Here is a 21,052-nt window from a genome sequence, read left to right as displayed (position 1 = left end):
ATTATTCTTTTATTAAATCACTTCCTACTATAAAAATAGATTCATCTTTATCAATTTCTTGTTTAGGAGAAAATATAGAATAAACCTTTCCTAGCAGTTCAGCAGCTTTTAACCTTTCTTTTACAGATATTCCTTTTAAAGATACATCGTCATTATTTTCTTGCCCACGCATTATTTTAGTAAGACACTCCATTATTTCATCAGAATCAGCAACTTTATTATTTCTAATGTTTTCTTCTATGTATTTTTTTATTAATTCATTTTTCAATAGCTTTATACCTGTACTTTCTTTATATCCACATTTTTTAGTAGCTATTTTTATATCTTGTGTTTCAATATAATATTTACAAAATAATTTTTGTTTATTGTTCAAATATTCACCCCCAATTTACTATCTATAAAATAAATAATAATTTTAAAGGTCAATATTATAATACCACCATATAATATAAAGTAACTGCAATAAAAGTGTAAAGCATTTAAATACTTTTTAAAATTCTGTTTATAACTAAATTTTTTATATTAAAACATTGTCTAAGGCTAATATGTACTTTTAAAGCAACAGATTGCCAGCTATTTTTATAAATATACCTAAATCGTATTACGTCTTTTTGGTAATCTTCCAAATTGCTTATTACATCGTCTACAATTTTATATTCATACATTAAATTTTTAAGTTTTACCAACTTTTCATTTATAACAGAGCTATAAATATTTACTATATCTTCTTTATTTTCTATTTGTATAGTATCAAAAGCATCATTATTTTTTCTTATCTGGTTAATTTCTGTTTGTAAATTTTGTATATCTAAAATGCCTTGTCCCCAGTTTTTAAGATATTTCTCGCCTTTTTCTCTTTTTTCTTTATCCATAAGTTTTCCTTTCTACAATTTAACCTAAAAAAATATTATCAATTTCAATATTATAAATTTCACTTAAAACTTTTAATGGTGCATATCCAACATTTGTTTTACCTTTTTCCCAATTAATTATAGTATGCTTGCTTACTTTTATTATGTCTGCCACCTCTTGTTGAGTTAAATTAGCGTTAACTCTTGCTGCTTTTAAAGATATTTTCATATTAAATCACTTCCTTTCAAAACAAAGTATAGTCTACTTTTTACACTCTGTCAATACTTTTTGTAATTTTTTTTTTCAGATGTATTTGAATTTTTTTAATTTTTAATGTAAAATTATCTAAAGGTTAAAAATTTTTTACTCTTATATTTTTACATTACTACTGCATTTTTTATAAATACTTATTGTATATATAATTTATTATTTATAAAAATAAATATACTGTAAAACATATTTTTTAATTTAAAATCATATATTAAAATGTATTTAAATTGGTTTAAGGAGGTTAATATGGAACAATTTAATATTTATAAGGATATATCCGAAAGAACAAACGGTGATATATACATAGGTGTTGTTGGACCAGTTAGAACAGGAAAATCTACTTTTATAAAAAGATTTATGGATTTACTAGTAATACCTAATATAGATGATGAATATAACAAAGAAAGAACTAGAGATGAACTTCCACAAAGCTCAGCAGGAAAAACTATTATGACAACAGAACCAAAATTTATACCAAACAATGCCGTTTCTATTAATATAGACGACAATGCAAGTTTTAATGTAAGAATGATAGATTGTGTAGGGTATGTAGTACCAGGAGCATCAGGATATATGGATGAAAACCAACCAAGAATGGTTTCAACACCTTGGTTTAACGAAAAAATTCCATTTGAAGAAGCAGCAGAAATAGGTACAAAAAAAGTGATAACAGACCATTCTACAATAGGTATAGTTGTAACAACAGATGGTACTATTACAGATATTCCAAGAGAAGATTATATACTAGCAGAAGAAAAAGTAATAAAAGAATTAAAGTCTTTATCAAAGCCTTTTGTTGTACTTTTAAATACATCAAAACCTTATTCACAGTCAGCAGATAATTTAAAACAAGAACTAACAGAAAAGTATAATTCGCCTGTTATACCAGTAAATATTGCTCAATTAAAACAAGAAGATATAAATTCAATATTAGAAAAAGTTTTATACGAATTTCCAATAAAACAATTAAATTTAAACTTGCCAAAATGGATAGAAACGCTAGATATAAACCATTGGCTAAAACAAAGTATAATACAAGATACAAAAAAATTATTACCAGAAATTAATAAACTACATAATATAAAATCTACTATATCCATACTAGAAAATAACGAATACATAAAAAAAGCATACATAGATAAAATAGCATTAGGAGAAGGCTTAAGTAATATAGAAATAGGGCTAAATGATAATCTATTTTATAAAGTTTTAAGCGAAACAACTAATATGGATATAAATAATGAATATGAATTAATTTCTACAATAAAACTTTTATCACAAGCAAAAAAAGAATATGACAAAGTAAAATATGCCATAGAGGAAGTAAAAACAAAAGGATACGGTATAGTTACTCCAACATTAGATGAAATGATTTTAGAAAGGCCAGAGCTTATAAAACACGGCTCAAGATATGGTATAAAAATTAAAGCAACAGCTCCTAGCTTCCACCTTATAAAAGCAGATATTCAAACAGAGGTTGCACCTATTGTAGGTAGTGAAGAACAAAGTAAAGAGCTATCACAGTATCTTCTAGAGCAATTTGAAAATGAACAAGATAAAATTTGGGATTACAATATTTTTGGTAAATCTCTGTCAGACTTAGTAAATGATGGATTAAACACAAAACTTTATAGAATACCAGAGGATACACAATTAAAACTACAAGAAACATTACAAAAAATAATAAATGAAGGTAATGGAGGCCTAATCTGTATATTATTATAACTTTAACTAAAAAAATCACCTGTATAATGGTGATTTTTTTATATATTATTATTTTCTTATTCTCTTATTTGTCCATCTCCTAATACAATATATTTATAAGATGTTATTTCTTTTATACCCATAGGACCTCTTGCGTGTAATTTTTGTGTACTAATTCCTATTTCTGCACCAAGTCCAAACTGTTCCCCATCAGTAAATCTAGTAGAGGCATTAACATATACAACAGAAGAATCTATTTCGTCAACAAACTTGTTGTAGTTAGAATAATTTTCAGTAATAATAGCCTCAGAATGTCCAGAAGAATATTTTTGTATATGCATTATAGCATCGTCTATATTTTCCACACATTTTATAGCTAAAATATAATCTAAAAACTCCTGTTTCCAATCATCTTCTGTAGCTAATAATATATCTTTATTACCTATACTATCTAAAATAATTTTATCTGCTCTTATCTCCACATTATTATTTTGTAATTTTTCTACAAGCTCTGGCAAGATATCATCAATAATATTTTTGTGTATTAATAATGTTTCCATAGCATTACATACAGAAGGACGTTGCACTTTAGCATTTAATATAATATCAATAGCCTTTTGTTTATTAGCATACTCATCTACAAATATATGGCAATTTCCCACTCCTGTTTCTATTACAGGTATAGTACTATTTTCTACAACAGCTTTAATAAGCCCAGCCCCACCCCTAGGTATTAATAAGTCAATATATTGGTTCATCTTCATAAGTTTTGTAGTGGTTTCTCTATTAGTATCTTCTATAAGTATAATCATATTTTCATTATAACCTAATTTTTTTATAGTTGTTCTAAATAAATCAACTATGGCTTTGTTAGAATTTAAAGCCTCTTTTCCACCTTTTAAAATAACAGAACTAGATGCTTTAAAACACATAGAAAAAGCATCAGATGTTACATTAGGTCTAGCCTCATATATTATACCAATAACCCCCATAGCAACTCTTTTTTTACCAACTTTTAATCCATTTGGTAAAACTTTCATATCAATATATTCATCTAAAGGGTCATCTAAACTAACTATTTGTAATATCCCATTAGCCATATCCTCTATTCTTTTTTCATCTAATAATAGCCTATCTATTAAACTGTCTTTCATATTGTTTTCTTTAGCATTTTTTATATCTATTTTATTAGCAGCTATTATTGTTTCTTTTCCATTTAAAAGTGCATTGCTACAAGCTTTTAGTATATTGTTTTTTTCACTAGATTTAAGCTTACATAAATCTTTACTTGCAGCTTTAGAATCTTCACATAATTTTATAAGGTTCATATTCTACCTCCCATCTTTTTTACAAACAAATAAAGTCCCTATATCTTCACCATTTAATATTTTAAATAAAATACTGCTTTCTTTACCACTAGCAATAATCATATCAGCACCGTTTTCATTTACCATTTTTGCAGAATTAACTTTAGTCTTCATACCACCAGTACCTAAAAGACTATTAGAGCCCTCGGCACTATTTTCTATGTTATCGTTTATTTCAACTATTTTACTAATTATTTTAGCATCATTATATTTATTAGGGTCTTTAGTATACATACCATCAATATCAGATAAAATAATTAAAATATCTCCTTTAACAAGATTACAAACATATGCAGATAATGTATCATTATCAGAAAATCCTTGTATTTCATCAGTAGATATAGTATCATTTTCATTTACAATAGGGATAACACCCATTTCTAATAACTTAAATAAAGTATTTTGAGCATTTTCTCTAGTCATATTATTATCAAATACATCTTTTGTAAGTAATATTTGAGCAACTTTCTGGTTGTATTTAGAAAAAAAGCTTTCATATATTTGCATAAGTACACCTTGTCCAACAGCAGATGCTACTTGCTTTCCTATTATATCTCTAGGCCTTTCGTCTAAAGCCAATCTATCAGTACCAACAGCAATAGCACCAGATGATACAAGTATAACTTCTTTTCCTTGGTTTCTAATATCAGATAATACCCAGGATAGATTTTCAATAGCTTGTAAATTTATTCTCCCATTTTTATGTGTTAAAGATGTAGTTCCTATTTTTACAACAATTCGTTTATAATCTTTTATTCTTTCTCTAAAATTCATAATACTTATTCCCTTTATTTCACTTTATAATAATTAATATATTTAAAGAGCTTGAACTTAATAATTCAAACTCTTTAGTATATTAAATTTATTTATTTTACTATTTCATTTACTATATTTTTAAATTGTTCTTTTATAATAGAATCAAATTGTTCAAAGCTACCTTTATATATGTTAGCTAAATCTTTAGTTGTAGGAAACTCTGCTAAAAGTTTAAGCTCGTTATCTTTTAATAAATTATTAGTTTCTTCCTTATCATAAATATAAATTTTTTCATTACAATGAGGACATAAAATATAACTCATATTTTCAACAATACCATATATTTTAATTCCCATTTTTTTAGCCATATTAATAGATTTAGTAACAATCATAGATATCATACTTTGAGGTACAGATACTATAATAAGGCCAGTTAAAGGTATAGATTGCATAACAGTTAATGTTACATCACCTGTTCCAGGAGGCATATCAATAATAAGATAGTCAAGCTCTTCCCATAAAACGTCATTCCAAAACTGGTTTACACAGTTACTAAGTAAAGAGCCTCTCCATATAACAGGTTGATTTTCATCTTTTATAAGAAGGTTTAAAGACATAACTTTAATACCTTCTTTAGATGTTACAGGTATAATTTCTTGATTAGCTGTACCCATAGCACGCACATCTTTGTCAATTCCTAATAATCTAACAACACTAGGCCCAGTAATATCAGCATCTAATATACCCACTTTGTATCCTTGGCTATTAAGCTCTTTAGCTAAGCTAACAGAAATAGTGCTTTTACCAACGCCACCTTTGCCACTCATTACTCCAATAACATTTTTAATTTTATTTTTATCATTTACTTTTATACCACAAGTATCTTCTTGTTTTCCACAGCTTCCTTTAGAAGGACAAGAACTACAATTTCCCATTTATTTCATCTCCTTAAAAATTTTAATATATATAAACTTTAACTCTTCAAAATAATAAAATCAATTTCTATAATAATATTAACAAATATACTATCTATTGTCAAATCTATAATATATATTATTATTCAATAGTAGTTATTAGAAATAGCTATTGAAAATGCTATAAAAATAACGTATAATAAAAAAATATAACTACAAGAGAGGTGTAAAATGCTTTTTAATTCACTTACATTTTTAATATTTCTAGTATGTACACTAGGTTTATACTATACATTACCTCACAAATATAGATGGTATTTACTTTTAGTTGGTAGCTGTATATTTTATATGGCTTGGAGGATAGAATTTATTTTTCTAATTTTATTTTCTAGCTTTTTTAATTATTATATTGGCATATTAATAGAAAAATATAACAGTAAAGGAAAATTTATTTTAACATTTGGGTTAATTATAAATTTTATAATTCTTTTTATTTTTAAATATAGCATATTTATAAACCATTCTTTTATGGCTTTATATAATTATTTTAACATTCCATACCCTATAAAAGATTTTGATATAATTTTGCCTATGGGTATATCGTTCTATACTTTCCAAGCAACAAGCTATACAATAGATATTTATAGAAAAAGATATAAAGCAGAAAAAAATATATTAAAAGTAAGCCTTTATATAATGTTTTTCCCACAATTAGTTGCAGGACCAATAGAAAGAGCAGATAGGCTTTTAAATCAGCTCTTTTTAAAGCATAATTTTAATATAAATAATATTTCAACAGGTATAAAAATAATGCTTATAGGCTATTTCAAAAAAATAGTTATAGCAGATAGAGTTGCAATACTTGTTAATACAGTATATAACTCCCCTTATGACTACAGTGGTATATCTTTTATAATAGCAACAATATTTTTTGCAATACAGCTATATTGCGACTTTAGTGGATATTCAGACATAGCAATAGGTTGTGCAAAACTATTTGGTATAAATTTAATGGAAAATTTTAAAAGTCCATATTTTTCAAAAACGGTAAAAGAATTTTGGACAAGATGGCATATATCACTCTCCACTTGGTTTAAAGATTATTTATATATTCCACTAGGTGGTAATAGAAAAGGAACAATAAGGACATATTTTAATTTAATGATTACATTTTTAGTAAGTGGTATATGGCACGGAGCAAACTGGACATTTATCCTTTGGGGAGGGTTAAATGGATTTTATCAAATAATAGGAGATTTAAAACACAAATTTTTTAAATATATCGGATTTAATATAAAAAATAAATATATAAATAACTTTTTTAATGTCTTTAAAATTTTAATTACATTTAGCTTAATATGTTTTTCTCTAATCTTCTTTAGAGCAAATACAGTAAAAGATGCTTTTTATATAGTAAATAATCTATTTTCAGATATAGCAAATATATCAAATATACAGTATTTATATAACATTTCAACGGAGCTAGGACTTAATATTTTTGAAATACTAGCATCAACAGGGTGCATAATTTTATTATTTATTATAGAACTATTTGAATATAAACAAAGAATATATATTACATTAAATAAATTACCATTTATAATAAGATTTATTTTTTATTACCTAATAACAATAATTATAATTTCTATGGGGGTTTTTAGTAATGCAGGGCAATTTATTTACTTCCAATTTTAAAAAAAATATAAAATTTATAATAAAAGTGATTATTTTTATAATCTGTTTAATACCTGTAATAACTTTTATAGGTATTAAGTATTCCTCAGCAAGTACAGAAAATATTATAAATAAATTTAATGAGAAAAGATTTGAAGATTTTTATAACCTTCCGCCTAATAGCTTAGATATGGTATTTTTAGGCTCTTCTCATTCATATTGTACATTCGACCCAGAAATATTTGATAAAAATTTAAATATAAATAGTTTTCAAATGGGTATGCCACTTCAACATCCAGATTCAACATACTATACACTAAAAGAAGTATTAAACTATCAAAAACCCAAAGTAGTAGTTATGGAAATTTATTGGGACTTATTGCAAAATGATTTTGAGCTTAATCAAGTTAAAACACTTTTCCAAGTTTTAAATAATAATACTTTAAAAAAAGAATATATAAAAGAAGATTTTCCACTTTCAGAAAAAATAAAATATAATACAAATATTTTTAAATACCAAGAAGATTATTTTGCTTATAAAGGTAACGAATACAATAAAAAAATAAAAACAAAATTTAATGTTAAAGACAAAACAACAAAAAAACAAATTGGTATAGAAGAATATCGTTCAAAAGGATATGTTTATTCAAATTATAAAATGTTAGAAGATGAATATAATAAAACAAACCAATTTAAAAACCTAGATGGTAAAAATTTTGAATTTTCAAACACACAAAAAGATTTCTTATTAAAAATTATTAATCTTTGTAAAGAAAATAATATAAAACTAGTTTTTGTTACTGCACCTGTTGCAAATGTATCTATGAGCTATATAAAAAACTACGATATAATACATAATAAAATTTCAACATTTGCAAAAGAAAATAATATTCCTTATATAGATTATAATTTAATAAATATAGAAAAAACACTTCTTACAAATGACAATTTTAGAGATGATGCACATCTTAATCATAGTGGAGTAGAAATAATTTCCAATCATTTTATAAACTTTTTAAAAGAAAATAATATAATTCCATAAAATATTGACTTTATTTTATAACTATGATATTATAATGTTAGTTTTATAATAGTTTTTAATGTTAAGCAAGTTTTTTATTTTTATTAATTTTATAAATTTTAACATCATACTTTCGTAGTTGTTTTAAATTAAATAATTTTTTAGGATTTAAGCTTGGATTTAATCTAAGCTTTTTTCATTTTAATACTAATTTTAAAGTTGTTAATGTTAATATATTCTATTTAAAATTAAAATTTATTTGTTAATTTTAGGAGGATGTTCTCAATGAAAAAAGGTACTGTAAAATGGTTTAACGAAGAAAAAGGGTTTGGCTTTATTAGTGTAGAGGGTGAAGATGATATCTTCGTACATTTTTCTGCTATAAATTCAGATGGCTTTAAAACATTAAAAGAAGGTCAAGCAGTTGAGTTTGAAGTTGTTCAAGGTGAAAAAGGTGCTCAAGCATCTAATGTTTCAGTAATATAATATAAATATAATAAATTTTTTAATACTTTGTATTTAAAAACAGATATTCCTATATATTTTTATTCGTAAAAATTAATACAAACACATGTATATAATTTTTCATTTAAAAATTTAAGTCATATCATAATTGTATTTAATAAAAAGTTAGCTATGTTATAAGCTAACTTTTTATTATTACTAACTTTTTATTATTGCTATATTTTTATGCAAATAATGTAAGCTGATTGGTATCTGGTATACCTTGAAGTACTCCATTTTGTTTTAGTATTTCCACAACAGTTTTACTTATTTTTGTTCTTTCTACAAGATTTTCTATTGTATCAAACTCACCATTTTCTCTTGCATCTACAATATTTTGTGTAGCAAGCTCTCCAAGTCCTTGTACACAAAATAAAGGTGGTAAAAGCCCCTCTTCTGTAACATCAAATTTAAACCCTTTAGATTTATATAAATCCATCTTAGTAAATTTAAGACCCCTTTTATACATTTCTCTAACAAGCTCTAAAACAACAAGCTTATTTTTTTCTTTAGCAGTAGCTCCTTTTCCAAGCTCTTGTATTTCTTTTATAGCACCTTGTACTTTATCTAAACCAAAACACATTAAGTCATAATCAAAATCTTCAGATTTAACAGAAAATAAACTAGCATAAAATGCGTACGGGTAATTTATTTTAAAATATCCCATTCTAAAGGCATTAGTAACATATGCAACAGCGTGCCCTTTAGGGAACATATATTTTATTCTTTTACAAGATTCTATGTACCAATCTGGTACATTTTTATCTATCATAGCTTGTTCAAATTCAGGTGTCAATCCTTTGCCTTTTCTTACAGATTCCATAATAGTAAATGCAAGTTTATTTTCAACACCTTTTAAAATAAGATAAACCATAATATCGTCCCTTGTAGGTATAACTTCTTTAAGAGTAGCCACATTATTTTTTATTAACTCTTGTGCATTGTTAAACCAAACATCTGTACCGTGAGAAAGTCCAGATATTTTTACAAGGTCAGAAAAACTGTTAGGATTTGTATCCATAAGCATTTGTATAACAAAAGGTGTCCCAAATTCAGGTAAACCTAAAGAGCCTGTATCACATTCTATATCCTCAGATGTTACCCCTAAAGCATTAGGAGATGTAAATAAAGACATTGTAGCTTTATCATCCATAGGAGTATTAAGTGGGTCAAATCCAGTAAAATCTTTTAACATACGTAGAATAGTCGGTACGTCGTGTCCTAATAAATCTAGCTTTAGTATACGTCCACTTATAGAATGATAGTCAAAATGAGTTGTTATAACATTAGATGTTGGGTCATCTGCAGGTCTTTGTACAGGACAAAAATCATATATACTCTTATTATTAGGTACAACCATAAGTCCACCAGGGTGCTGTCCAGTTGTCCTTTTTATACCAACACACCCTTCTACAAGTCTATTTATCTCTGCCCCACTTATTCTCATATTTCTTTCATCAGCATATTTTTTTACATATCCATAAGCAGTTTTATCAGCAAGAGTACCTATTGTTCCTGCTTTAAATACATACCCTGTTCCAAAAAGTTCTTCTGTATACTGATGTGCCTGTGCTTGAAACTCACCAGAAAAGTTTAAGTCTATATCAGGCTCTTTATCCCCTTCAAATCCTAAAAATGTTTCAAAAGGTATGTCGTGTCCATCTTTTGATAACATAGTGCTACACACAGGACATATTTTATCGGGTAAATCCCAACCAGAATTACCGGCATAAGCTAAAACATCTTCAGATTCAAAGTCAGAATATTTACAATTTTTACAAAAATAATGTGGAGATAATGGGTTAACCTCTGTTATACCTGCCATAGTAGCAGCAAAAGAAGAACCAACAGACCCCCTAGACCCTACAATATAGCCATTGTCATTAGAATTCCAAACAATCTTTTGAGCTATTATGTATAAAACGGCAAATCCATTTTTTATAATAGAGTTTAGCTCTCTTTCCAGCCTATCTTTCACTATTTTAGGCAATTCTTCTCCATATATACTTTTTGCCTTTTTCATTGTTATTTCTGTCAATTCTTTGTCAGAACCTTCTATTTCTGGTGGAAATGTACCATCTGGTATAGGCAACACTTCCTCTATCATATCTGCCACAATATTTGTATTTTTAACAACAACTTCATAAGCTAAATCTTCTCCTAAGTAAGAAAATTCTTCAAGCATTTCCTCAGTTGTTCTAAAATATAAAGGTGGTTGATTATCTGCATCTTTATATCCTTTAGATGCCATTATTATTTTTCTAAAATAATCGTCTTCTTTATCTAAAAAATGTACATCACAGGTAGCTACCACTATTTTATTGTATTTATTCCCATATTCTATAATTTTTTTATTTATATTTTGTAAATCTTCTATGCTATTAATGTTAGATACTTTTTCATTTTTTATTAAAAATTCATTATTCCCCGTTGGCTGTATTTCAAAATAATCATAAAAATTAGCAAGTTTTTCTATTTCATCTTCATCAGCATTGTTTAAAACAGCCTGATAAAACTCACCATTTTCACAGGCAGTTCCTATAATAAGCCCTTCTCTAAGTTTTAAAAACTCACTTTTAGGTATTCTAGGCTCTCTAAAAAAGTATTCTAAATTAGATTTTGAAATCAGCTCATATAAGTTTCTAAGTCCAATCTGGTTTTTCACAAGTATTATAGAATGCGTAGGTCTTATTTTTTTTACATCTATATTAGTTCTAGCTAGTTCGTTTACATCATCAAGGCTATGTATATTGTATTTATTTTTTAATATTTCTGAAAATTTTATAAATATATGTGCAGTTGCTTCTGCATCATCTACGGCTCTGTGATGATTTTCTAAAGATATATCTAATTTTTTAGCAATTACATTAAGTGTATGCTTTGACATTTCTGGGAAAATAGTTCTAGATAAACCTACAGTGTCTAAAACAGTATTTTCTACTATTCTATTATTTCGCTCTGCCCATTTTTTTATAAAACCCATATCAAATTTAGCATTATGTGCAACCAAAACACTATCTCCAAAAAATTCAAAAAATTTAGGTAACATTTCGCTTTCTTCTGGAGCATCAATAAGCATCTCATCTGTTATACTAGTAAGTTCAATAATTTCTTTAGTTAATTTCTCGTGAGGATTAACAAAAGTAGAAAATCTATCTATTATTTTACCATTTTTTACTTTTACAGCACCTATTTCTATTATCTTGTTATATTCTCTATTAAGTCCTGTTGTTTCTAAGTCAAATATAACATATTCATCTTCTAAATTTTGATTTTTACTAGCTTGTACAATGCTAGATAAATCATCAACAAGGTAAGCCTCTACACCATATAAAACTTTTATCCCAAGCTTTCTTGCCATATCCATAGCATCTGGAAAAGCTTGTACTACTCCGTGGTCTGTTATAGCTATTGCCTTATGTCCCCATTCACTTGCTCTTTTTATCATATCTTTAACAGGTGTTACTGCGTCCATTTTACTCATTTGTGTATGTAAATGTAGCTCCACTCTTTTTTCTTTACTATTATCCATTTTAGGCTCTGGTGGATTTGTCAAACAAATTTCCATAGGTGCTAATATAAGCTCTTTAATGTACTCGTCATATCTTATTTCACCTTTTACTATAACAAAATTTCCTTTTTTTATAATAGAGCTATAATCTTCTTTAAAATCTTCAGGCTCTGTAAAAAACTTAAAACTTAAAGAGTCTGTCATATCTGTTATATCAACTTTTACAATATATTTACCTTTTTTAGTTTCTGTTATATCTATACCAAATATTTTACCTTTTATAACTATTGTTTCACCGTCATTTACAGAATTTTTTATTACATTTATTTTTTCATCTATAAATTCTTTTATTTTTAAAGATAATCTTTTTGTTTTCCTAAATCTGTTAATTTCTGGTGTTTTATTTTCTTTGTAGTCTTCATATATGTTAGGCTCATTTTTATTATCTAATGCCTTAGCTATAAGCTCTTTTAATTCATAATTTTTTTGCTCTGTGTTATCAATTCCAGTATCTAAATCTATAAACTTTACAGGTATATTAATATTAAACCTATCTTTTATAATATCTTGTATAATATTATCTATCTTTTTAGTTTTAAATATAAAAGCACCTTTTTTATATAAATTTATATGTAATACATTTTCCTCTATTTCAAATGTAGCATCTTTAAATATAGGAAAACACATAGGACTTTTTTCTCTTATTGTAGTAATTATATTAGACCATATTTTTTCTATTTTTTCTTGTAATGTTAAATCTTCTAAAATGTACTCTAAGTATATTTTTACTTCTTTTAAAAATTTAAAATTATCAAATATATCTTCTTCAAAATCTTTCAAACAATTTTCATTTATAATTTTATTGCTTTGTAAAAATATTTCTGCAAGCGCGTTATTTTTATTAATTTTTATATTATCAACAGTAGTATTTCTAAGGACTGTTTTTACATTAGCAGATAATTTTATTTTAGAAAAAACATTAGAAAACTTTTTATCTTCCAAAAAAATCACTCCAAATTATAACTCATTTATAAGCTTCAAAAGTTCTGGTATAAGTGCTTCTTCAGGCACTTTCTTTAATATTTCACCCTTTTTAAATATAAGTCCATACCCTTTACCACCTGCTATACCTATATCAGCTTCCCTAGCTTCTCCAGGACCATTAACAGCACATCCCATAACAGCTACTTTAAGATTTTTATTTATTTTTTTACATTCTTGCTCCACCTTATTAGCAATAGATATTAAATCAACTTCTGTTCTTCCACAAGTAGGACAAGACACAAATTCTATTCCAAATCTTCTAAGACCTAAAGATTTTAAAATTTCTTTAGCAGTTTTAACCTCTTCCACAGGGTCGCCTGTTAAAGATACTCTTATAGTATCACCTATACCCATACTTAAAATAGAACCTATACCTACTGCAGATTTTATAGCACCACTCCAAACTGTTCCAGCTTCAGTTATTCCAAGATGTAATGGATAATCTATCTCGTTTGATAGTATAGAATAAGTTTGCATACTAAATGGCACATTAGATGCTTTTATAGACACAACTATATTATTATAATCATATTTTTCTACTATTTTAACGTGCCTTAAAGCACTTTCAACAAGACCTTTAGGTGTAACTTCTCCATATTTTTCTACTAAATCTTTTTCTAAAGAACCAGAATTTACACCTATTCTAATAGGTATATTTCTTTCTTTTGCCATATCTATAACAGCCTTTATTCTTTCTTCATTACCTATATTACCAGGGTTTATTCTTATTTTATCTATACCATTTTCCATAGCCTTTAATGCTAGTCTATAATCAAAATGAATATCAGCAACTAATGGTATTTTTATCCCTTTCTTTATTTCCTTTATAGAATTACAAGCCTCCATATCAGGCACAGCTATTCTTACTATTTCACAGCCTTCTTCTTCCAATCTTTTTATTTGTTCTATTGTAGCTTTTGCATCTCTAGTATCAGTATTACACATAGACTGTATAGCAATAGGGTTATCACCTCCTATTTTTACACTACCAATAGCTATCTCTCTTGTTTGCTTTCTTTTTATAAAATCTATCACAAAAATCACTTCCTTATCTAAAAATTATTGTCATAAAAGGTTGATTTTATAACAAAAGATACAAAATCAACCTTTTATAATTAATAAGTATTCAGTATTAATTTAAAATATTGTAAAAATTCAAGTAAAATATTTAAAATAAATTTATAACATCTTTAAATGCTATAAAAACACCAAATCCCATTAAAAGTATAAATCCTATAAAGTGAACCATACCTTCTCTCTCTGGAGGTATAGGCTTTCCTCTTATAGCTTCTATAAATAAAAATACTATTCTACCACCATCAAGAGCAGGTATAGGTAAAAGATTAAACACACCAATATTAGCACTAAGTAGTGCCATTATATTAAGCATAGTTAAAATAGTAGCACCTATACTTACTTTCATAGCACTTTCATACTGGTTATCAATTACAGGTGTTATACCAATAGGCCCCATCATCTGGTCAAGGGCTATTTGACCAGTAAATAGTTCTACAACACCTATTATTGTAACTTTTATAGTAAATATCATATTAAAGTAACCATCACGTATAGTTCCAAAAAACGTATTTTTTTCTACACCCTCAACATCTTTAGCAAAAAAACCATTTTTTAATACAGGAGATATTCCTATTAAATATCTATTTGTACTTTCATCAAAATATGGTTTCAAATTAAAGTTTAGTTTTTTCCCATTTCTTTTTACAGTTATTTCAAAGTTTCTATTTGTTTCTGGTGTAAGCCTTGCAAATTTAAATGTTAAATCTTCAAAACTTCTTATAGTTTTTCCATCTACTTTATATATTATATCCCCTTGTTGTATACCTGCTTGATACGCTGGAGAACCTTCTGGTACTTCTCTTACAGTAGTTGTAGCACTCCCACTAAAAAAGGCAATACCAATAAATATAGCTAAAGCCAAAATAAAGTTCATAAAAGCTCCAGCAAATATTATAGCAAATTTTTTAGGCATAGTTGCATTAGAAAAACTATCTGGGTCATCACTTGCTGTATCTTCATCTTTCATTTTACAATATCCACCAAGAGGAAAAAGTCTAATAGAATATAGTGTTCCATTTTTTTCTTTACCCCATATTTTGGTTCCCATACCTATTGCAAATTCTTCTACAAATACACCACTTTTTCTAGCAACAATAAAATGTCCCCATTCGTGTATTAATATAATAAAACCAAATATTAAAAATGTTATTAATATGCTCAAATATTGTCACCTCATTATAATTTTGCATTAAAAATTTTTTGATATAATTAAACTTTTTGCATAATCTCTTGCAAATTCATCTGCTTGTAAAACATCTTCTAAAGTGTAATCTATATTATTTTTATCTTTATAACATTCCATCGTTTTATAAACAATTTTAGGTATATCAGTAAATTTTATTTCTTCATTTAAAAAATATTCTACTGCTATTTCATTGCTAGCATTTAATACACAAGGCATAGTCCCACCTATTTTTATAGCCTCAAAAGCATATTTTAAACAAGGGAAAAGCTCATAATTAGGTTTTCTAAACGTAAGATTATTATGCTTTATTAAATCCAATTTTTCAAATGAATTTTTTACTCTTTTAGGATAAGCCAAAGCATATTGTATAGGAACTTTCATATCAGGAGTGCCGAGCTGTGCAATTATAGAGCTATCTTTATATTCTACCATAGAATGTATTATGCTCTGTGGGTGTATAATAACTTCTATCATATCTATATCTACATTAAAAAGCCATTTAGCTTCTATAACTTCAAGTCCTTTATTCATAAGTGTAGCAGAATCTATAGTTATTTTTTTACCCATAGACCAATTAGGGTGATTTAGTGCTTGTTCTAAAGTAACATTTTCAAGACTTGTATGCTCTCTAAAAGGACCCCCAGATGCTGTTAATATAATTCTTTCTATTTCATCATATCTATTTCCCTGTAAACATTGAAAAATAGCAGAATGTTCACTATCTATAGGATATATATTAACATTATGTTTCTGTGCTTCTTTCATAACAAGCTCACCTGCCGAAACTAAAGTTTCTTTATTAGCAAGAGCTATGTCCTTTTTGGCTCTTATAGCATATATTGTAGGCAAAAGCCCTATATTTCCTACTAAAGAATTTAAAACTATGTCTATACTATCTAATGTAGATAATCTTATAAGTCCTTCTTTACCAATTAAAACCTGTGTATCTGTATCTTTAATATTTTCTTTTAAAATATTAGCTTTTTCTATATCCATAACACAAACATACATTGGCTTATATTTTCTTATTTGTTCTTCTAAAATACCTATGTTAGTATTTGTAGATAACCCAATAATATTTATATTTTTTAAATTTTCTACCACTTCTAATGCCTGTGTTCCAATAGACCCAGTAGAACCTAATATTACTATATTTTTATTCATATATCCTCCAAAATATTAAAGAATAATGTTATAAATTTCTATTATTTTAAGAATAATATAACAAATCCCGGCTGTAAAAATAACACTATCAAAACGGTCTAGTATGCCACCGTGCCCTGGTATAATGTTTCCATAGTCTTTTATATTAAATCTTCTTTTAGTGGCAGATGCTGTTAAATCTCCAAACTGTGCAAATATAGCTCCTATTATACCAAGTAAAATAAAACTAGTAATAGCAACGGTACTATTATTAAAAATATGTGATTTATCTATTTTTGTACTAGTCATAAACATACCATATATACCGCAAGATATGGCAGAAAATACAATACCACCTATTGCACCTTCTATAGTTTTTTTAGGGCTAAGCTCTGGTGTTAACTTATGTTTTCCAATAGTTATCCCTGTAAAATATGCCCCAGTATCACAAGCCCAAGCACATATAAAAGGTAGCCAAACTGTATAATGGCCATAGTCAAATAATCTTATTAAATATACAGTAGAAAACATAAGTGGTATATAACAAACACCAAAAAATGTTAAAGCCACATCAAATATACTTGTATTTTTATAATTAAAAACCATAAATATTAGGCTTAATAACAAAAATGAACATACTATCAAATCTGATATTTTAAAAAATGGTGTATCTAATACTAATAAATATATTAGTGCAAATACAAACCCTATATAATGTATAGGCTTTATTTTTTTACATATTGCCTTATAAAATTCATACATTGCTATTATAGATACAAATATAGTACCTATTTTTAAAGGTAGTCCACCATAATATACTAAAGCAAATAGTATAGGGAATAAAACTAAACTTGATATTATTCTAACTAACATTACTAACTATCTAACCTACCGCCAAAGCGCCTTTCTCTTTTTTGATAAACATTTATTGCTTCTTCTAAATCTTCAAATGTAAAATCTGGCCAAAGTTTATCACTAAAATAAAATTCACTATAAGCCGATTGCCATACTAAGAAATTACTTGTTCTAAGCTCTCCGCTTGTTCTTATTATAAGCTCTGGGTCATTATATTCTCTAGTATCTAAGTAAGAAGAAACAAGGCTTTCTGTTATACTATCTATAGATATATTTTCATTTTTAACATCATTAGCTATATTTTTTATTGCTCTTACTATTTCATCTCTTCCACCATAATTTAATGCTATGTGTAAATTAACTCCTGTTTTTTTACTAGATATTTTTTCTAAGTGAGCTAAATCTTTTTGTAAATCTTCACTTAATACACTTATATCTCCTATTGTATCTATTTTTATATTATTTTTTTCGTTATCTTTTATATATTGGCATATGTAATCTTTTAAAAGTTTCATTAAATCATCTACTTCCTGCTTTTCTCTTTTCCAATTTTCAGTAGAAAAAGCATACACTGTAATATGCTCTATATCTGTTTTTTCTATAATATTAGTAAGTAAGTTTTTTAATGCATCTGCACCTGCTCTATGCCCCATTTTTTTAGGTAACAATCTTTTTTTAGCCCATCTTCCATTACCGTCCATAATAATGGCTATGTGCTTTGGTAAGGCTCTTTCCATAATAACCTCCATTTATAATTAATCAATTTCTTTTATTTTATCATATTTTTTTAGTATAAGCTATATTTTTTTAATAGAATATATTTATTATATAATATTTTTAATACTGTCTTCTATAATATTTAATGTTTTATCTATAATTTCTTTATTATGCTCGTTACTTATAAAAATAGCTTCAAACTGTGCTGGAGCTATATATACACCTTTATCTAACATATTTTTAAAGTATTTAGCATATTTTTTAGTATCAGATTTTTTAGCAGACATATAATCAAATACTTTTTCTCTAGTAAAAAATATACTTCCTAAAGACCCTATATAATTTATTGTACAATCAAAATTATTTCTTTTTATAATATATTTTAAATTTTCAAATAAATATTTAGACATATTATTTATATTGCTATAAATACTTTCATTCTCTTTTAATATTTTAAGTTGTGTAAGGCCTGCTGTCATAGCAATAGGATTTCCACTTAAAGTCCCAGCTTGATAAACAGCGCCATTAGGTGCTACCATATCCATTATTTCCTTTTTACCTCCATAAGCCCCAACAGGCATACCTGCACCTATTATTTTTCCATAGGTTACCAAATCTGGAGTTATGCCAAAATACTCACTAGCTCCACCAAAACTAAGCCTAAATCCTGTTATAACCTCATCAAATATTAAAAGACTTTTATATGTATCACATAGTTGCCTTAAACCTTTTAAAAAAGCATCATTAGGTAAAACAACACCCATATTAGCTGCAACAGGCTCTAGTATAACACAAGCTATATTATAACTATGTTTTTTAAAAACTTCTTCTAGTATATCTAGATTATTATAAGGTATACTTATAGTATCCATAGTGCAACTTTTAGTAACTCCACTACTATCTGGTATACCTTCTGTCATAAGTCCAGAACCTGCCTGTATAAGCATAGAATCACTATGCCCGTGGTAACACCCATCAAATTTTACCACTTTATCTTTACCAGTATATCCTCTAGCAAGCCTTATAGCACTCATAACAGCCTCTGTACCAGAATTAACCATTCTTATTTTTTCTATATGGGTAATATTTTCACATATAAACTGTGCCATATCCACCTCTAGCTTTGTAGCTGTCCCATAGCTAAGTCCATTTTCACAAGCCTTTATAACGTTTTGTTTTATTTCCTCATTGTTATGTCCAAGTATTAAAGGCCCCCAAGAGCAAACATAATCTATATACTCTTTACCATTTATATCATATAAATAAGATTTATTAGCTTTTTCTATAAATATAGGCTCTAAATCTACTGCTTTAAATGCCCTAACAGGACTGTTCACTCCACCAGGTATATATTTATTAGCAGTATCAAAAATACTCATACTACATCTTCCCTTCATCTATAAATTTTGCAATTTCCTTAGCAAAATATGTTATTAAAATATCTGTTCCTGCTCTATACATACTTGTAGTTGTTTCTATAATAATCTTATCTTCATCAATTATACCATTTGCTCCGGCTATTTTTATCATAGAGTATTCACCGCTAACGCTATATGCACATACAGGTAAATTTATATTATTTTTTATATCTCTTATTATATCCAAGTAGCTAAGGGCAGGTTTAACCATTATTATATCTGCACATTCTTCTATGTCATATAAAGCTTCTTTTAATGCTTCTTTTCTATTTCTATAATCCATTTGATATGTTTTTCTATCTCCAAAAGATGGTGCAGAATCTGCCGCCTCCCTAAAAGGTCCATAAAAAGCAGATGAATATTTTACTGCGTAGCTTATAATAGGTGTATTTACAAAGCCTTTTTTATCTAAAGCACTTCTTATTTCTCTTATTCGCCCGTCCATCATATCAGATGGTGCTATTATATCGGCACCTGATTCTACATAACTTGTAGCAATTTTACTTAATACTTTTATAGTTTTATCATTATCTACTATGTTATTTTCGTCTAATATACCACAGTGTCCATGGTTTGTATATTCACACATACACACATCGGCTATACAAGTTATTTCTTTAAAATTTTTCTTTATCTCTTTAAGTGCTTTTTGTATAATACCATCTTCTATATAAGCACCAGTTCCCATACAATCTTTTTTATCTGGTATACCAAATAAAATAATATTATTTATTCCCTTTTTTAAAAGATTTTCTATTTCAAAATTTAATTTATCTATACTATATCTAAATTGATTAGGCATAGATTTTATCTCTTCTTTTATACCATTACCTTCTTGTATAAATAATGGATATATTAAAGATTTTTTATTAACTTTTGTTTCACTAACCATATTTCTAATGTTTTCATTTTGTCTTAATCTTCTACCCCTGTTCATTTTCACCCTCCTTTTTAGCTATTTCTATTACTTTTTCTAATAAACTATCTAAAGTAGCCTTTTTAGATACAAATGTTATAAAATTATACTTTTTAGCTTCTT

18 protein-coding genes are annotated in these 21,052 nt (G+C 26.9%); 4 read left to right on the top strand and 14 right to left on the bottom strand.

Annotation, left to right across the window (positions count from 1 at the left end):
* Position 1: 1 nt before the first annotated feature.
* The 3 genes from R5Z65_RS05765 to R5Z65_RS05755 form a co-directional block, all read right to left on the bottom strand.
* Positions 2-373 (bottom strand): terminase small subunit, encoded by a 372-nt coding sequence (locus R5Z65_RS05765; RefSeq protein WP_317367725.1) that lies wholly within the window; start codon positions 371-373, stop codon positions 2-4.
* A 106-nt stretch (positions 374-479) separates the two neighbouring features.
* Positions 480-872 (bottom strand): hypothetical protein, encoded by a 393-nt coding sequence (locus R5Z65_RS05760; protein ID WP_317367724.1) that lies wholly within the window; start codon positions 870-872, stop codon positions 480-482.
* 19 nt (positions 873-891) lie between these two features.
* The gene (locus R5Z65_RS05755; protein ID WP_317367722.1) at positions 892-1,080 is read right to left on the bottom strand and encodes a helix-turn-helix transcriptional regulator; all 189 of its coding nucleotides are present in this window, start codon (positions 1,078-1,080) and stop codon (positions 892-894) included.
* 288 nt (positions 1,081-1,368) lie between these two features.
* Here R5Z65_RS05755 and spoIVA point away from each other — a divergent pair, with 288 nt between their 5' ends.
* Positions 1,369-2,847 (top strand): stage IV sporulation protein A, encoded by a 1,479-nt coding sequence (spoIVA, locus tag R5Z65_RS05750; protein ID WP_317367721.1) that lies wholly within the window; start codon positions 1,369-1,371, stop codon positions 2,845-2,847.
* Between the two features lie 56 nt (positions 2,848-2,903).
* Here spoIVA and R5Z65_RS05745 read toward each other — a convergent pair whose 3' ends face one another.
* The 3 genes from R5Z65_RS05745 to R5Z65_RS05735 all read right to left on the bottom strand — a co-directional run bounded on the left by R5Z65_RS05745 (position 2,904) and on the right by R5Z65_RS05735 (position 5,884).
* Complete coding sequence (locus R5Z65_RS05745; RefSeq protein WP_317367720.1) at positions 2,904-4,154, bottom strand: glutamate-5-semialdehyde dehydrogenase; 1,251 nt, start codon at positions 4,152-4,154, stop codon at positions 2,904-2,906.
* A 3-nt stretch (positions 4,155-4,157) separates the two neighbouring features.
* On the bottom strand, positions 4,158-4,967 hold the full coding sequence (gene proB / locus R5Z65_RS05740; protein ID WP_317367718.1) for a glutamate 5-kinase: 810 nt from the start codon (positions 4,965-4,967) through the stop codon (positions 4,158-4,160).
* A 92-nt stretch (positions 4,968-5,059) separates the two neighbouring features.
* Positions 5,060-5,884: an Mrp/NBP35 family ATP-binding protein gene (locus R5Z65_RS05735; RefSeq protein WP_317367716.1), complete on the bottom strand. Its 825-nt coding sequence runs from the start codon at positions 5,882-5,884 to the stop codon at positions 5,060-5,062.
* Positions 5,885-6,094: 210 nt separating this feature from the next.
* Between R5Z65_RS05735 and R5Z65_RS05730 the strand changes: the two genes are divergently transcribed.
* From R5Z65_RS05730 to R5Z65_RS05720, 3 genes are all read left to right on the top strand, one after another.
* Positions 6,095-7,558 (top strand): MBOAT family O-acyltransferase, encoded by a 1,464-nt coding sequence (locus tag R5Z65_RS05730; RefSeq protein ID WP_317367715.1) that lies wholly within the window; start codon positions 6,095-6,097, stop codon positions 7,556-7,558.
* Complete coding sequence (locus tag R5Z65_RS05725; RefSeq protein ID WP_317367713.1) at positions 7,527-8,579, top strand: DUF1574 family protein; 1,053 nt, start codon at positions 7,527-7,529, stop codon at positions 8,577-8,579. The genes R5Z65_RS05730 and R5Z65_RS05725 overlap by 32 nt, the downstream gene beginning before the upstream one ends.
* Positions 8,580-8,843: 264 nt before the next feature.
* On the top strand, positions 8,844-9,044 hold the full coding sequence (locus tag R5Z65_RS05720) for a cold-shock protein (protein ID WP_317367712.1): 201 nt from the start codon (positions 8,844-8,846) through the stop codon (positions 9,042-9,044).
* A gap of 202 nt (positions 9,045-9,246) precedes the next feature.
* Here R5Z65_RS05720 and R5Z65_RS05715 read toward each other — a convergent pair whose 3' ends face one another.
* The 8 genes from R5Z65_RS05715 to hemB form a co-directional block, all read right to left on the bottom strand.
* Positions 9,247-13,575: a PolC-type DNA polymerase III gene (locus R5Z65_RS05715; protein WP_317367710.1), complete on the bottom strand. Its 4,329-nt coding sequence runs from the start codon at positions 13,573-13,575 to the stop codon at positions 9,247-9,249.
* A 15-nt stretch (positions 13,576-13,590) separates the two neighbouring features.
* Positions 13,591-14,640, bottom strand: a complete 1,050-nt coding sequence (ispG, locus tag R5Z65_RS05710) for a flavodoxin-dependent (E)-4-hydroxy-3-methylbut-2-enyl-diphosphate synthase (RefSeq protein WP_317367747.1) — start codon at positions 14,638-14,640, stop codon at positions 13,591-13,593.
* Positions 14,641-14,785: 145 nt separating this feature from the next.
* On the bottom strand, positions 14,786-15,856 hold the full coding sequence (locus R5Z65_RS05705; protein WP_317367709.1) for a M50 family metallopeptidase: 1,071 nt from the start codon (positions 15,854-15,856) through the stop codon (positions 14,786-14,788).
* 27 nt (positions 15,857-15,883) lie between these two features.
* Positions 15,884-17,044, bottom strand: coding sequence for a 1-deoxy-D-xylulose-5-phosphate reductoisomerase (locus tag R5Z65_RS05700; RefSeq protein WP_317367708.1), 1,161 nt, complete (start codon positions 17,042-17,044; stop codon positions 15,884-15,886).
* Between the two features lie 15 nt (positions 17,045-17,059).
* Positions 17,060-17,896, bottom strand: coding sequence for a phosphatidate cytidylyltransferase (locus R5Z65_RS05695; protein ID WP_317367706.1), 837 nt, complete (start codon positions 17,894-17,896; stop codon positions 17,060-17,062).
* Between the two features lie 2 nt (positions 17,897-17,898).
* Entirely contained in the window at positions 17,899-18,615 is a 717-nt protein-coding gene (locus R5Z65_RS05690) for an isoprenyl transferase (RefSeq protein WP_317367704.1), read from the bottom strand.
* 87 nt (positions 18,616-18,702) lie between these two features.
* Positions 18,703-19,974 carry a glutamate-1-semialdehyde 2,1-aminomutase gene (hemL, locus tag R5Z65_RS05685; protein WP_317367703.1) on the bottom strand — a complete coding sequence of 424 codons (1,272 nt, stop codon included), beginning with the start codon at positions 19,972-19,974 and terminating at the stop codon, positions 18,703-18,705.
* Between the two features lies 1 nt (position 19,975).
* Complete coding sequence (gene hemB, locus R5Z65_RS05680) at positions 19,976-20,950, bottom strand: porphobilinogen synthase (RefSeq protein ID WP_317367702.1); 975 nt, start codon at positions 20,948-20,950, stop codon at positions 19,976-19,978.
* Positions 20,951-21,052: the final 102 nt, after the last annotated feature.

Origin of the sequence: uncultured Tyzzerella sp. (assembly GCF_963558545.1) — a bacterium.
In the GTDB taxonomy this organism is placed as follows: Bacteria; Bacillota; Clostridia; order Lachnospirales; family CAG-274; genus Tyzzerella.
The sequence above is the reverse complement of the archived record's forward strand: the minus strand, read 5'-3'. Positions and strand labels throughout refer to the sequence as shown.